The organism is Aliterella atlantica CENA595 (genome assembly GCF_000952155.1).
Lineage (GTDB): Bacteria > Cyanobacteriota > Cyanobacteriia > Cyanobacteriales > Chroococcidiopsidaceae > Aliterella > Aliterella atlantica.
In genome coordinates this window covers 139,456-152,644 of the sequence record NZ_JYON01000004.1, presented here as the reverse complement: position 1 = coordinate 152,644, position 13,189 = coordinate 139,456, and the positions used below count along the sequence as shown (strand labels likewise).

At 42.7% G+C, this 13,189-nt stretch carries 14 protein-coding genes and 1 pseudogene; 3 read left to right on the top strand and 12 right to left on the bottom strand.

All coding sequences use genetic code 11. The features are described 5' to 3' along the window. Position 1: 1 nt before the first annotated feature. The 8 genes from UH38_RS05960 to UH38_RS05925 form a co-directional block, all read right to left on the bottom strand. Complete coding sequence (locus UH38_RS05960; protein ID WP_082065317.1) at positions 2–1,270, bottom strand: aminotransferase class V-fold PLP-dependent enzyme; 1,269 nt, start codon at positions 1,268–1,270, stop codon at positions 2–4. Continuing rightward, a complete protein-coding gene (locus UH38_RS05955) occupies positions 1,168–1,764 on the bottom strand; it encodes a CDP-alcohol phosphatidyltransferase family protein (protein WP_045053716.1) in 597 nt (198 codons plus the stop codon). The genes UH38_RS05960 and UH38_RS05955 overlap by 103 nt, the downstream gene beginning before the upstream one ends. Further along, positions 1,761–2,423, bottom strand: a complete 663-nt coding sequence (locus tag UH38_RS05950; protein ID WP_045053715.1) for a lysophospholipid acyltransferase family protein — start codon at positions 2,421–2,423, stop codon at positions 1,761–1,763. The genes UH38_RS05955 and UH38_RS05950 overlap by 4 nt, the downstream gene beginning before the upstream one ends. Then, positions 2,420–3,436 (bottom strand): Rieske 2Fe-2S domain-containing protein, encoded by a 1,017-nt coding sequence (locus UH38_RS24685; protein WP_052672270.1) that lies wholly within the window; start codon positions 3,434–3,436, stop codon positions 2,420–2,422. The genes UH38_RS05950 and UH38_RS24685 overlap by 4 nt, the downstream gene beginning before the upstream one ends. Then, a complete protein-coding gene (locus UH38_RS24680) occupies positions 3,436–4,395 on the bottom strand; it encodes a phosphatidate cytidylyltransferase (RefSeq protein WP_052672269.1) in 960 nt (319 codons plus the stop codon). Before UH38_RS24680 ends, UH38_RS24685 begins: the two co-directional genes overlap by 1 nt. Before the next feature lie 350 nt (positions 4,396–4,745). Next, positions 4,746–5,204: a pepsin/retropepsin-like aspartic protease family protein gene (locus tag UH38_RS05935; protein WP_045053714.1), complete on the bottom strand. Its 459-nt coding sequence runs from the start codon at positions 5,202–5,204 to the stop codon at positions 4,746–4,748. Between the two features lie 78 nt (positions 5,205–5,282). Beyond that, positions 5,283–6,134 carry an Rpn family recombination-promoting nuclease/putative transposase gene (locus tag UH38_RS05930; RefSeq protein ID WP_045053713.1) on the bottom strand — a complete coding sequence of 284 codons (852 nt, stop codon included), beginning with the start codon at positions 6,132–6,134 and terminating at the stop codon, positions 5,283–5,285. Between the two features lie 150 nt (positions 6,135–6,284). Further along, a complete protein-coding gene (locus UH38_RS05925; protein WP_045053712.1) occupies positions 6,285–7,658 on the bottom strand; it encodes a DUF3370 domain-containing protein in 1,374 nt (457 codons plus the stop codon). A gap of 96 nt (positions 7,659–7,754) precedes the next feature. On the opposite strand from UH38_RS05925, the gene minC reads away from it, so the two are divergent. The 3 genes from minC to minE are packed head-to-tail and all read left to right on the top strand — an operon-like array spanning position 7,755 to position 9,708. After that, complete coding sequence (minC, locus tag UH38_RS05920) at positions 7,755–8,588, top strand: septum site-determining protein MinC (RefSeq protein WP_082065316.1); 834 nt, start codon at positions 7,755–7,757, stop codon at positions 8,586–8,588. Next, complete coding sequence (gene minD / locus UH38_RS05915) at positions 8,585–9,391, top strand: septum site-determining protein MinD (RefSeq protein ID WP_045053711.1); 807 nt, start codon at positions 8,585–8,587, stop codon at positions 9,389–9,391. Before minC ends, minD begins: the two co-directional genes overlap by 4 nt. A 29-nt stretch (positions 9,392–9,420) precedes the next feature. Beyond that, positions 9,421–9,708, top strand: a complete 288-nt coding sequence (minE, locus tag UH38_RS05910) for a cell division topological specificity factor MinE (protein WP_045053792.1) — start codon at positions 9,421–9,423, stop codon at positions 9,706–9,708. Between the two features lie 53 nt (positions 9,709–9,761). On the opposite strand, the gene UH38_RS26200 is transcribed toward minE, so the two are convergent. From UH38_RS26200 to bchL, 4 genes and pseudogenes are all read right to left on the bottom strand, one after another. Next, the gene (locus UH38_RS26200) at positions 9,762–9,980 is read right to left on the bottom strand and encodes a hypothetical protein (protein ID WP_144405627.1); all 219 of its coding nucleotides are present in this window, start codon (positions 9,978–9,980) and stop codon (positions 9,762–9,764) included. 78 nt (positions 9,981–10,058) lie between these two features. Then, positions 10,059–11,459, bottom strand: coding sequence for a ferredoxin:protochlorophyllide reductase (ATP-dependent) subunit N (locus UH38_RS05900; RefSeq protein WP_045053709.1), 1,401 nt, complete (start codon positions 11,457–11,459; stop codon positions 10,059–10,061). A 352-nt stretch (positions 11,460–11,811) separates the two neighbouring features. Next, a pseudogene (locus UH38_RS28095) lies at positions 11,812–12,081 on the bottom strand (DUF5331 domain-containing protein); the annotation flags it as partial. Between the two features lie 130 nt (positions 12,082–12,211). Continuing rightward, positions 12,212–13,078, bottom strand: a complete 867-nt coding sequence (gene bchL, locus UH38_RS05890; protein WP_045053708.1) for a ferredoxin:protochlorophyllide reductase (ATP-dependent) iron-sulfur ATP-binding protein — start codon at positions 13,076–13,078, stop codon at positions 12,212–12,214. Positions 13,079–13,189: the final 111 nt, after the last annotated feature.

The window sequence follows — 13,189 nt, the reverse complement described above, 5'->3', positions numbered from 1 at the left end:
TTTAACGGTATTCAAGCTTACATTTCCACAACCAATCAACCGTTCTCGCTAAACTTGACATCGAATTGAAAATATGCGGCGATATACGTACATAGTCTCCTCGTTGGGCGGTAATAATCCGCTTTTTATAGCCATCTTTAACAATTGATTCTGCTTGTCCCAATCCTGGATCGAAACAAACAAGACCAGACCACCGTTCGGGACAAGATACAACTTTCCAACCCATTTCTAACAAGCGTTCGTGCAAATAATCGCGTCTTTGTCTTACACCTTGGCTTATATTTTCCCAACCAGAAGCTTGAAAGTATTTGAGATTAGTTTCAAATCGGGCTATAGCTTGCGGAGAAGCCCAACTTAACTCCCAACCACGCGCAGTTTTACTCATCCCCGATTGAACTAGAGGCGGTTGATTTAATCCTAGCCAAGTAGGAAATGGTGGAGATAATCGGCTTAAAACTTTAGGACTTAGCACTAATAAAGCCAATCCCAAACCAGAAGCTAACCATTTTTGCGTCCCCGCGCACCAAAAATCAATTTCAGGACACCAACTTGGTTTAACTCCCGCCGATTGAATTGCATCAACACAAGTCCAAATACCTTTAGCATTTGCTTGCTGTACTACTTGCTGCCAAGGTTGTTCTATGCCTGTTGTAAAGTCAACTGTAGAGATGCTGACCATTTTTACAGGTTTATCCCAAGGTTGCGTCCAATCTTGCACAGCTTGCGCTTGAACGCCAAAGCGGTCTAAACTTTGCCAGGGTAAAACGTTCGCTGGAAAGTCATTGGCTGGATACAAGATAGTGTCGCTATTTTGCCAGGTTAGACTATGGGCGGCGATCGTTAGTGCCACACTGGTAGAAGGTACAAAGGCAACTTGTTCGCTATGTGTGCCTAACCATAAAGCAACATCTTCTCGTAGTTTCTCGACTCTTTTTACCCAGTTTGGGAGGAGAATGTTGCCCATTAGTTCGGGGGCGATTAGGCTATGCAGATAACTCCGTAAAGTTAGAGGGGCAAGTCCTGCCCAGTTTAAGTAAGTAATTCCAGGAATCATTAGATTTCTTGCGCGAATTAGGAAGCGAACGCAGATGGACAAGGCAGTACGCCCAAAGCGGCTGTGCCGACTTGTAGCACCTGCCGCGCAGATGAACGCAGATGTTGCTACTGTTAGGCTGTTTGGGTGTTGGTAATGTCGCGGATAGAACGGAAGATCCGCAGCAGAATTGTTAAGCCGCAACCGATGCACATTCCAGGAATAACGTATTGCCATACTGGAAACCCGAAAGCCGCAACAATACAGCTAAGGGCGATAATTGCGAGTCTGTCGGTTTGTCCGCATGGTCCTACTGATTGCGTTTTGCTTCCTGCTACTAAGCCGAGTAAGCCGAAGGTTTGTACCCAGCTTGTGAGGATAATTAGGGCAATAATCCAACTAATTTGACTGTAGGGAAATAAACCTAAAATAATGAGCAAATCGGCAATTTCTCCAGGTAGACGGTTGAGATACGCCCCTAATGGTGATGTTTTGTTAAATTCTTCAGCAACTAAGCCGTCTAGGGTACTAAGAGTCATGCGGAAGGCGATCGCAATTACCGCCCCCATCCACCAACCTTGATACAAGCAGTAAGCTATTAATACGCCAGGAATAATTGTCGAACATGATAGCCAATTAGGTGATAGTTGGCTAATACCAGGAATCTTTCTTAGCCAGTTGCGAAAGGTATATTTAGCTTGGTATAAGCCTAAGTCGAGTTTAGGAGTCATAAAAATAGTTCTTGTTTAAGTTGAGTAACTAACAAATTTAAGTCATTACTTGTATAAGGTTCGCCAAAGGTCACTTCCAAATGTCCAAAAGGCTTCCACAATGGCGCATCTACTGACCAAGCCTCTTCAGTTCCGGCTAAATGTGCGGGGACAATTGTCCAACCTTCTTGTATTAGTAGTTTTAATAGTCCGCGTTGAAGTTGGCAGCTTTTGCGGCTACCACTGGGATAAAACAAAATCCAGCCAGAATTAGCAGCTTTAAGACGACTTCGCCACTGCCTTAATTCCATCACGCTGAGGCGATCGAAAGCTACAGCTTGACACAGTAATGATGCTGCTAATGCCCGATTAATTCGACCAAAAAAGTAATCTGCGGCTGCTAATACAACAATTTGATGTCTGATTTTGGCGGGTATTGCTGCAAGTAAAGTGACAGTATCTAAGTGCGATTGATGATTAGCTACAATGGCAATGCGATCGCCTTGAGGAATTTGCCCTTTTACAGTCAGCCGATATTGCAGGCGTAATAGTGTCACTGCCAGCCAACTACCAAAAAACCGCAAAGTATCCCAAGTCAAGTCTGGTACGCGGGGATACCTCCCCAAACGTTTAATTAAAGGATCTGCCAAGTCAGCAGCAGGTGCATACTCAAATTTCATAGCGGCTTACCCTGATAAACAAACGGTTCTGGAGTTAAAGGCGATCGCCCCTGTGTCTGATTTAAAATAACTTTGCGGACTGCATGAGAAACTGGGTTAGTTTCGCGGCTTAAGTCTTGACTATGTAAGTTGTAAGCCCGTTGTTCTTCTTGTACTGCGCGAATATCTTCAGCAAATACTTGGCGAAATGTACCTTTATCTAAAATTGGGTGCAACAATTTCAAAATCCAAGGTATTCCCCATACATGGCGAAAGTAAAACGTCGAGTATACCCAAGTTCGCTGCGGTGCAGTAGGAACGTAAACTACAAATAAATAAAATGCCCCATCCTCCGACCACAGGTGAAAATAAGGGTATTCGTACATTACATGAACGCGATTTTTGCCTGGATGAGATATTAAGGCTGCTAGTAATCTAGGCGTATCTACTTCATAGATTGCTGATACTGTGCGATCGTCACTATCTAGCGATAATAGTTTAGGATTTGCCCAAGGTTGGGCGCTTTGATGCAAGTCTGCATGAAATAAGTCTGTAGCATTTTCGGTAATATAGCTAAAATGACAGCCAATCTCTCCTTGCATAGGAATTGGATGATATTGCTGACTTTGGGATGGATGAATTTTTGGTAAGAGAACTGAATCTGCTAATTGCGCCTCTCCCAAAAATACCCACAACCAGCCGCCATATTCTCGAACTGGGTAAGACTTGAGGCAAAATTGCTTACTTACATTTTCCATCCCTGGAATTTCAGTACATTGACCATTAGCTGCAAATTTCCAGCCGTGATAACTACAAACAAGTTTATTCCCGACGCGGCGACCAAATTCACTTAAGCGCACTCGTTTGTGAGGACAAGCATCTTCAAATACACTGAACTTACCATTGCGCTTGACAACAACTAATTCTCGCGTTCCCACTTTAGCTGATTTAATTCCATCGCGCGGAAAGCTTTTAAGATGGGCAACTATCCACCAATAATTGAGGTTAATACTGCACTGGCGTACATCTTGCATTAGTAGCCAAAGCCTCCATAAAAAAAGCGGACTGTATGGAAAAATACAGGCGCAACCCACAATAAACTATCAATGCGATCTAAAATTCCGCCATGTCCAGGTAAAAGTGCGCCAAAATCTTTGATACCTAAATCGCGTTTAAAGGCACTCATTACCAAGTCGCCAATTTGACCGCCAATACCAACTATTAAACCAACTATTCCTACTAACCACCACTGGAAATGAGGAAAAGCGATTTGCCAATTTAGAAATGCGATCGCAATACTCGATATCAAAGCTAAAATCGACCCTTCAACTGTCTTTTTAGGCGATATCTCCGTCCAGGTAGTTTTGCCGAATAATTTGCCCCACAAAAAAGCTAAAGCATCGTTAAATTGAGTTGCCAGCACCATAAATAAGACATAGCCTAAGCCATATCTCGATTGACTTAAAAAGCTAATATGCGCCATAAACCAACCAAAATAAATTAGCCCAATTGCAGCCAAGGAAATGTTTTGAATTGCTCCTTTAGATTGATTGGTAAGTATTGGTAAAGCTGTAATTCCTGCTATTCCCCAAATAGGTAATGCCATAAATAGTCCATATTGACTAAAAGCAGCACACAAACCCAAACCAATAATTAATACATCCACTACAATACAGTAAGCCCGATGCTCGTAAAGCCCTGTACCGCGTGCAAATTCCTTGAATCCATAAATAGAAACTAGAGTAATTGCGATCGCCCAAGCGCCAGAACCAAGCCATAAAGGTATAAAAATTATCGGTAACAAAACAGCCCAAGTTAAGTAAGGTTTCTTTGCTACTTCTAAAGGCTTTAGCCAAATAAAACCACCTAATAATAAATAAACAACTCCAGCCAAGCTAGAATAAAAAGCTAAAGGAATAAAGTTATGAGTAATATTATTAGTAATTAGTTCGAGCGGGTGAAACGAACGAGCGATCGCATTTATGCTGTTCATATTTAGACTTATCAATATTGCCTGAAATTGCAGATACACATTGTCAGCAGTTGCAATCAAATACAAGCAATGTATTACAAATTCCAGATACACTATAAATTTAGTTGATAGTTATTTAACTAATATATTTAAGTTACAGCTATATACTTGCAAAGATTATGCCAATATCTACAGCTACCACCATAACACTTGACAAATAAGCAGTGACATGATAGGGGTCAAAAATGATAAAACATAAACTAGCTGTAAAAGTTTATTAGCAAAGGTTAACTATACATCTGCGTTCATCTGCGTTTATCTGCGTTCGCTTCTCCATCATGGTAAGCAACACAGATGAGCAGTACACTAGCTTACAAAACACTTAAGTAGGTTTGCTCAGAATTCATAGGCAAAACTCTTAACTTACGGTTTTTTAAGTCTGGCTCTAACCCCAAGACTTCCATAGGCGTTACGCCTAATAAAGCATACGATACTTCAGTCAGTTCAAGGCAGTCAAAAGTTCCACAGCGATCGCTTATACAAATTTCTACATCCCGAAAAATTCGCCCTTGTCTGACTCCAGCAGCAGTCTCAACAGCAGCTTCCCCACCTTGAACCAAGCCCAATTGAGTAATAATGCTACAAGGTAAGCAAAGCAACGTTGCGCCCGTATCAACTAATACGTTATCTAGTAGACAAGTACGCACTTCTTCACTAGATATAAATCCTCGCTCTGCTAGAACGCGATCTATGCGATTTGCTACAGTGAGAGTGGCGATTACTTGCCCCATTTGCTTACTCTGAAAATTTGGTATTAATAGCTTACTCATTTCAGCAAAATCCTCAAAATTACTAACTTTTAGAGTTAGAACTATTTATACAAAGTAGTAGTGAAATTATTGCTCAGATTATCCCAACCAGGATTCTAGATCGCCAACACTGGCAAAATCCAACAAAGCCTCAGCCAAAGCCTCCAACCGTTCAACACTCAAAACATTGACTTTTGCTGTTATTTCAGGCGATAAACTACCTAACTTCCGAGTAAGCAGCTTGATAACTATTGCTCTTTCTCCATCGGTGCGACCTTGAATTAAACCCTGTTCCAGTCCTTGTTCCAGTCCCTCAACCCGACCTTCACGTAAAATAAATTGGTACATCGTAGATTCGCGCATCACTGGACTCCTCATCAATTGTCGGATCGTCTGTGCTTCTAATTCTAACCCCGCCAAGATACTTGTCGCTGCGGTTAAATTAGTCTGCTCTCTGGGGTCAGTTATTTTCTCTAACTCTCTTACTACCTGCGCTAACACGCTTTCCTTATCTGAGGCGCGGCTTAATACCGCTAATGGTAATAATCCTGGCGTACTTAAAAACACCTCTACAGGTTGTTCCCATAAGCGAATTACACGAAACTGGTGTGTCATTACAGCAGTTACATATCTATCTTGTCTGACTAAATCCGAACTCGTCCTTTTCAGGTAAATTACTACTTGTTGAATATCTCTTTCGGGAAATTTCCTAGTTAAGCGCAAGTAATAATCTGCCATGCGAAAGGGCATGGTTTCATCGCCGATAGTTTGAAACTCAGTATGCAGGATAATACCTCTAGATTGCAGCAACATTACTGAATCTGCGCGGATGGGTTCGACGTTAAGTTCGGTGGGATTGATGGTAGTTAGAGTAATTGATTCACCTAGTAACCAAGCTGCAAAATCAGTAGAATATTGTTCGATTAAAAATTTGGAGATGTTATCAATCACAGGCAGAGCATCAAAGATAAAGCATCATTACTTTATCCTATGGATGTTGATATACGGCTGTTACTGATGCCCTAGAATGCAGAGTTGTTTTTACCTACAACAATAAATAACTTGCAGATGGTAGCGATCGCTTTTACCCTCCCCCGCAAATTACTCCAATGTCCCAATAGTTAATACCTGTGGCGGGGTAGAATCAGGCGGATAAATTAAATCTAACTGTACCTCGCGGCGGCTTGAAGGCTGCATCTTTAAGGCAAGCAGGGGATCTATTACTTGCCCCACACGATGCCATAAATGCACGTAGCGCGTCTGTGGTTTTCCGTTGTCGTCAGTGTAGCGCAGGCGAACTGTACCCCGAAAGAAAGGAAAATCTAATGATGGTTGACGAAAGCGCACGCCTTTTTGACTCAATTTGTCTTCTTTTAACGGTGTAGCCAGGGTTAAAGTTACCGTTCGGGCTTCTTTATTTGAGTTAACTAATGGAATAGAAAGATTGTAGAGAACTCCATAATTACCATGCGCCTCGTAAGCGGTATCTGGGTAGCGGGCTAACATCTTGGCTGTTTGGACTTGCTCTGTTCCCAACCTGCCGCCTCTGAGAGTATTTATACCATAGGAAATAGCTTGCCCTGGAGCGGGAATTGTTAGGTTTTTAGCTTGAGGATTGTCTGTAAGTATTGCTTGCCATTGCGCTCCTTGCGATATACCTGCTACTCTGCCGTAAATTAGTTTACCGCTAGTTTGTTCGGGAGGTGTTGGCGTTTTGTCGCGCGGACTTGAAAGGCTACCTGCAAGTAGTAATTGCTGCCATTGAGCTAAGGTAGGTTTAGGATCGCTTGGTTGTGCGGCGAACATCGCTAAACTTGCTATATAAACTTTTCCGTTACTATTTAGCTGCATTAAAGTCGATCGCCCGTTGACTGCTTTAGCCAAATCGCGCACTGGAATCGGCGCATTCAAGAGCATTTTGCTTTCGCCTGGTGCAAGAATTAGCTTTTGAGGAAACCCAGCTTGACGTACGCCTCTAAGTACATCGCTTACAGCGCGATCGCCTGGTCCTGAATAAACTTTACCATCGTTGTTTTCTAAATAAGCTGGCAATGTCACATAAGGCGCATCTTGCAGTAAATAACTTGATGCTGCCAAAACATTAATAGTTACAGGCTTTTTACCAGGATTATTCGCAATTATCCCTAAATATAGAGTACGTGAATCTTTGGGATAGTAGCTGAAATGGTGAGCAAATAAATCAAAACGCCCTTGCAGTGGATAGTTAAGGTGGGCTGTTGGTACTTTTTTATCAATTGAGGGAAAAGTCGAAAGTAAAATACCGTCAGACTTAACGCCTTCAGGACTATTGCTATTAAATACAGGAATATTATCTAGTTTGCCTGGTAATGGGCGCACTTGTTGGGATTGAACAACCTCTTTGTATGTCGTTTGGCTCACAACTAGCGAGGAAGACAGCAAAATAGCTAGAGATGCGATCGCGCCTATAGTAAATTTAGATTGACTAATGCTCATAATTCCCAAGTATGGTATTGATAGTTAGTACATTTGCTTTTCAACTTTCAAAAAGTAGAAGCAAAATAATATAACTTTGTTGCTCTCACTTTTTGCATGACTTCTGATTCTGCCCTGCCTGAAGTAGTTACTGGCAAAACTCCTGCCACTGAAGAAGATGTAGTTGCTGAAGAAACTCCTGCCACTGAAGAAGCGGTAAAGGTTAACCTACAAGTGCGCTTTAAAAGCGAGGCAGATCGGCTACTGTTAATTTTGCCCACCGAAGCAGAATTTCCCTCATCGGCAGATAGTTGGTCGGAACTTTGGCAGCAAATGAAGCATAGACTAAATGCAGGCGATCGCTTTTGGCAACCAAATACCAAAGTAGAACTCTTTGCTGTCGATAGATTATTAGACGCACGACAACTGCAAGCGATCGCCGATGCTTTAACTCAAGCCCAACTGCAAATGCAGCGCGTCCATACTAGCCGCCGTCAAACTGCTGTAGCTGCGGCTACGGCTGGCTACTGCGTCGAACAACAAGCCGCTGTATCTACACTAGAGCGATCTCCTGCTCCCGCAGTTGCACCCCTGGTAGAGCCATTATATTTGCAAATGACTATTAGATCCGGTGTAGAGATTCGTCACTCTGGTACAGTAATCGTATTGGGAGACATCAACCCAGGTGGTATCGTAGTTGCAAAGGGCGATATTCTAGTTTGGGGTCGCTTGCGGGGAGTTGCTCACGCGGGCGCTGACGGTAACGCTAAATGTTTAATTATGGCTTTACAAATGGAACCAACTCAGTTAAGAATTGCTGATTCGCTCGCCAGAGCGCCAGCAAGTCGCCCCGAAAGGTATGAGGTTGAAGTTGCTTACATTACCCCTGATGGAATTCGCATTAGCAAAGCTGCCGATTTTTCTAAGTCCCAGTTTCTACCACAGTCATGAGTCGCATTATTGTCACCACTTCCGGTAAAGGCGGGGTGGGTAAAACCACCGTTACAGCAAATCTAGGCATGGCTCTAGCTCGTTTAGGGCAACAAGTCGCTTTATTAGATGCGGATTTTGGGTTAAGAAATCTTGACCTGTTGCTTGGCTTAGAAAATCGCATAGTTTATACTGCGATTGAAGTCTTTGCTGGCGAATGCCGTCTAGAACAAGCTTTAGTCAAAGATAAACGTATTCCTGGACTTGCTTTGTTACCTGCGGCGCAAAATCGCACCAAAGAAGCAGTTAGTCCCGAACAAATGACCGAACTTGTAGACTCATTGATTAAAACCTTTGATTACGTTTTAATTGATAGTCCAGCGGGAATTGAGATGGGGTTTAAAAATGCGATCGCTCCAGCAAAAGAAGCATTGATCGTTACTACCCCAGAAATATCCGCCGTACGCGATGCCGATCGCGTTGTCGGATTATTAGAAGCTCAAGGCATTAAGCGCATTAACTTAATTGTCAATCGCCTGCGCCCTGCTATGGTACAAGTCAACGATATGATGTCAGTGCAAGACGTGCAAGAAATTCTCGCAATTCCTTTAATTGGCGTAGTTCCTGAAGACGAGCGCGTAATTGTCTCTACTAATCGTGGCGAACCTTTGGTTTTAGCTGAAACCCCATCTATGGCGGGTATGGCGTTTGATAATATCGCTCGACGCTTGCAAGGAGAGACAGTAGAGTTTATCGATCTAAGTGTTCCTCCAGAGAATATCTTTTCTCGCATCCGCAAGTTATTGTGGACAAAGATTATTTAAGCAACTTTTCTCATCCTGCTCCTACTGCTATGATTAGCGAACTTTTAGATCGGCTTTTCCCCGTACCTCGTAATAGTGAAGACACCAGTCGCGCTGAAGTCAAGCGGCGGCTACAACTTGTAATTTCTCACGATCGCGCCGATTTAAATCCAGAAGTGCTGGAAAGAATGCGGCGGGAAATTGTCGAAGTGGTTTCGCGTTATGTGGAACTAGAAGCGGATGGGTTAGAGTTTTGCTTGGAAAATAATCAACGGGCTACGGCGCTAATTGCCAATTTGCCAATCCGCAGGGTAAAGGAAGTGGAACCGAGTAATTAGGCGCAATTTTGCTTGTGGGGAGAGCGGATCTATGTGCGCGGAAGCGCTATTACTTACTCTTGGTGAGAGCGTCCGCTGATGTATAAGGTAGTAGCGATGGCAATTCCTGGAATTGTTAGCACAGCAACTAAAGGAGTTTTTGCCCAATCAATAGCACTACGTCTTGCTGATAAGGAACACGGCGATTTGGCAGTAGCAACAGCAGAAAATAGAACAGTGCTAGCGATCGCGCTGGTAGCTGCTAGGGTAGCTAAAGATAATTTTCTATTCATAATTGCTGCAAATAAGATTATTGTAGGGTGCATTTTGAAAACGCACCCTACTTGTAGTTTATTGTAAGTGCGATCGCTTTAGATTTTGGCTTCTTCCTTAACTAACTTCTCCCAACCCAAATCTTTAAGATTGGTGTTGCGACGCAAAGGACGAGTTACCAATTCTAAGATGTCACGCGCGTTGGTAAAGCCGTGAATTTGAGCAAAGGTAAATTCAACTGACCATTTGGTACTGATTCCCCGCGCTTCTAAAGGGTTAGCATGAGCCATTCCAGTAATTACTAAATCCGGTTGCGTTTCTTTAATTCGCTGAATTTGGTTGTAATTATCTGGTTTTTCGATAATTCTCGGCAAAGGTACTCCCATTTCTTGGCAAGTATGCTCTAACAGCGTCAATTCTGCCGCTTGATAGCGCTTATCCATGTAGGGAATCCCAATTTCCGGTACAGTCATACCACAGCGCACTAGAAACCGCGCTAAAGAGATTTCTAGCAAGTTATCGCCCATAAAGAAGACAGATTTGCCACGAATTAATTGCAAATAATCTTCCATACTTGCCCAAATTTGCGCTTCTCTTTCATCTAAACCTTTGGGTGTAATCCCCAGCACCGAGCAGATTTTTTCAATCCAGGCGCGAGTTCCATCAGGACCAATTGGAAAAGGTGCGCCAATTAACTTGCACTTGCGACGGCGCATTAAAGTTGTTGCAGTACGGCTAAGAAAAGGGTTGACACCTGCGACATAATACCCTTCTTCAATAACTGGTAGTTCAGTATAACGCTTTGCTGGGAGCCAGCCAGATACTTTAATACCTTGCTTTTTGAGTTCCAAAGTTAGCTGCGTAACTACCGGATCGGGTAAAGAACCAAATAGAACTAATGGCGTATGGTTGACATACTCTGATTCATCAGCAGCAACATCTTCCTTCTTTTTGCCAAAATTGAGTAATGATGCGATCGCATTGCGTTCTTTTTTCTCTGACTCCACGACTGGCGCTTTTTCAGGACAACGCGCCGCCATTGCAGCAAGTACCGTATCTTCCCCTTGCGTAAAAGCGTAGTCTAAACCATTAGCACGCGCAGTAACGATAGGAATACCAATTTCCGCTTCTAACTTCGGTGCTAAACCTTCCAAGTCCATCTTGATAATTTCTGTTGTGCAAGTGCCAATCCAGACAATTACACTAGGATTGCGATCGCGCTTTATTTGCAAGCACAACCGTTTCAACTCTTCATAGTCGTTCAACTGCGCGGAAATATCGCCTTCTTCCAATTCCGCCATTGCATAGCGGGGTTCAGCAAAAATCATCACCCCCATAGCATTTTGTAAAAAATAGCCGCAAGTCTTTGTCCCAATTACCAAAAAGAAACTATCTTCAATCTTTTGGTACAGCCAAGCTACACAACTAATCGGGCAAAAAGTGTGATAGTTACCAGTTTCACACTCAAAATTTAAAGCTTCGCTTTGAGCTACGGTCATAAACTTATAATTCTCCTTTCAAACTCTGAGGATTGGCAAATTCAGTATTTATGGGCTAATTAAAAGGAAACAGGCGTGAAATATCTTGGTCGCTATTTAATTGTTGCTCTGGGTTAGATAGCTGCTCAAAATCTAAGTTAGGTTCGCTACCTATATCCAAAAATTTATCGTCAAAATCGTCAGTATTGCTAGCTGGGATTGCTTCGTCTATCGTCAATTCGCTGAGAGACATAATAGTGAAGGCTTCTGCTTCTTCATCCACGACTGAAGATTCTACAAGCATTACATTGCTCTTTTGTTCCTCTGGTATTGAGATAACATCATTAGTTAGATTTACCTGTTGGTTAGCAGCATTACCCAATAGCATTGGGTCAAAGTTCAAACCCAACACATCAATCAAAGCATCTACATCGGGATTGAGTTGAGAAAAAGGCAGCATCAACTGAGCTAATTGCGGTTCTAAAGCGCTAATTACTCCCAAAATGAGGTAAGAAGCCGGACGTTTACCACCATCAGGAGTAGCAACTGTATCTGAGTGCAAATCGATCCAAAAGCGATTGCTCTGAAAAAACTGCACCCATTTATGCCTCAAAGCATCTTTTAAACTATCAAAAAAAGCCATTTCTCTGCCTTATTCTCGGACTACAGCAATCCCAAACTACACAAAAAATCTACTTGCTCTTACCTTGGCGTACTAGACGCTACACTCCGTGAAGGCGGTTAGTTTAAAAAATCTTCCTAGTTACACAAGGCTATACCATCATCAAATCTAATTCTTCCTCTGCTGTAGGAGCTTTTGGCTGAGTAGGATTGAGGTAGAAATCAGATAGTAAAGAGAACAATTCGCGATCGGGAGCATCATTAGGTACAACGCCCTCTGGTCTTGCTAGAATTTGATCGGCAATTGATAGATAGTAATCGCAAACGTAGTTCAACGATGGATCTGTCTCTGCCATTTCAAACAAAGTTTTCCCTTTAACGCGAGATACACGAATATCCTCAATCAAAGGCAACACTTCCAATACTGGCATAGGTACAGCTTCTATATACTTTTCGATCAAATCGCGTTTAGCAGTCCGATTGCCAATCAACCCTGCTAAACGTAAGGGGTGAGTACGAGCTTTTTCCCTAACTGAAGCAGCAATGCGGTTAGCAGCAAATAAAGCATCAAAACCGTTGTCAGTCACGATCAAGCAATAATCAGCATAGTTTAAAGGTGCAGCAAAACCGCCACATACTACGTCACCTAGTACATCAAACAAGATGACATCGTATTCATCAAAAGCATTAAGTTCTTTGAGCAGTTTGACAGTTTCGCCGACGACATAACCGCCGCAACCTGCACCCGCTGGAGGTCCGCCTGCTTCTACGCAGTCAACACCGCCATAGCCTTTATAAATTACATCTTCTGACCAAACATCTTCGTAGTGATAATCCTTCTCTTGAAGCGTATCGATAATGGTGGGAATTAGGAACCCAGTGAGCGTAAAAGTGCTGTCATGCTTAGGATCGCAGCCAATTTGTAATACTTTCTTACCGCGTTTTGCTAGTGCAACAGAGATGTTACAGCTAGTTGTCGATTTGCCGATGCCACCTTTTCCGTAAACTGCAAGTTTCACTTTATTTTTGGCTCCTATCGTTGCTTACCGAATGTTCAGATCGAAGTAGGTAGTTCCTACTAGCCTGTTTGAATTTAATTTTTTAGTCTTTGCATGAATTATTGTCGAACT

Bases quoted from the DNA above. Each gene is read 5' to 3' on its own strand.
- UH38_RS05960 (WP_082065317.1), bottom strand. From the start codon at position 1,270: ATGGCAATACGTTATTCCTGGAATGTGCATCGGTTGCGGCTTAACAAT.
- UH38_RS05955 (WP_045053716.1), bottom strand. From the start codon at position 1,764: ATGACTCCTAAACTCGACTTAGGCTTATACCAAGCTAAATATACCTTT.
- UH38_RS05950 (WP_045053715.1), bottom strand. From the start codon at position 2,423: ATGAAATTTGAGTATGCACCTGCTGCTGACTTGGCAGATCCTTTAATT.
- UH38_RS24685 (WP_052672270.1), bottom strand. From the start codon at position 3,436: ATGCAAGATGTACGCCAGTGCAGTATTAACCTCAATTATTGGTGGATA.
- UH38_RS24680 (WP_052672269.1), bottom strand. From the start codon at position 4,395: ATGAACAGCATAAATGCGATCGCTCGTTCGTTTCACCCGCTCGAACTA.
- UH38_RS05935 (WP_045053714.1), bottom strand. From the start codon at position 5,204: ATGAGTAAGCTATTAATACCAAATTTTCAGAGTAAGCAAATGGGGCAA.
- UH38_RS05925 (WP_045053712.1), bottom strand. From the start codon at position 7,658: ATGAGCATTAGTCAATCTAAATTTACTATAGGCGCGATCGCATCTCTA.
- minC (WP_082065316.1), top strand. From the start codon at position 7,755: ATGACTTCTGATTCTGCCCTGCCTGAAGTAGTTACTGGCAAAACTCCT.
- minD (WP_045053711.1), top strand. From the start codon at position 8,585: ATGAGTCGCATTATTGTCACCACTTCCGGTAAAGGCGGGGTGGGTAAA.
- minE (WP_045053792.1), top strand. From the start codon at position 9,421: ATGATTAGCGAACTTTTAGATCGGCTTTTCCCCGTACCTCGTAATAGT.
- UH38_RS26200 (WP_144405627.1), bottom strand. From the start codon at position 9,980: ATGAATAGAAAATTATCTTTAGCTACCCTAGCAGCTACCAGCGCGATC.
- UH38_RS05900 (WP_045053709.1), bottom strand. From the start codon at position 11,459: ATGACCGTAGCTCAAAGCGAAGCTTTAAATTTTGAGTGTGAAACTGGT.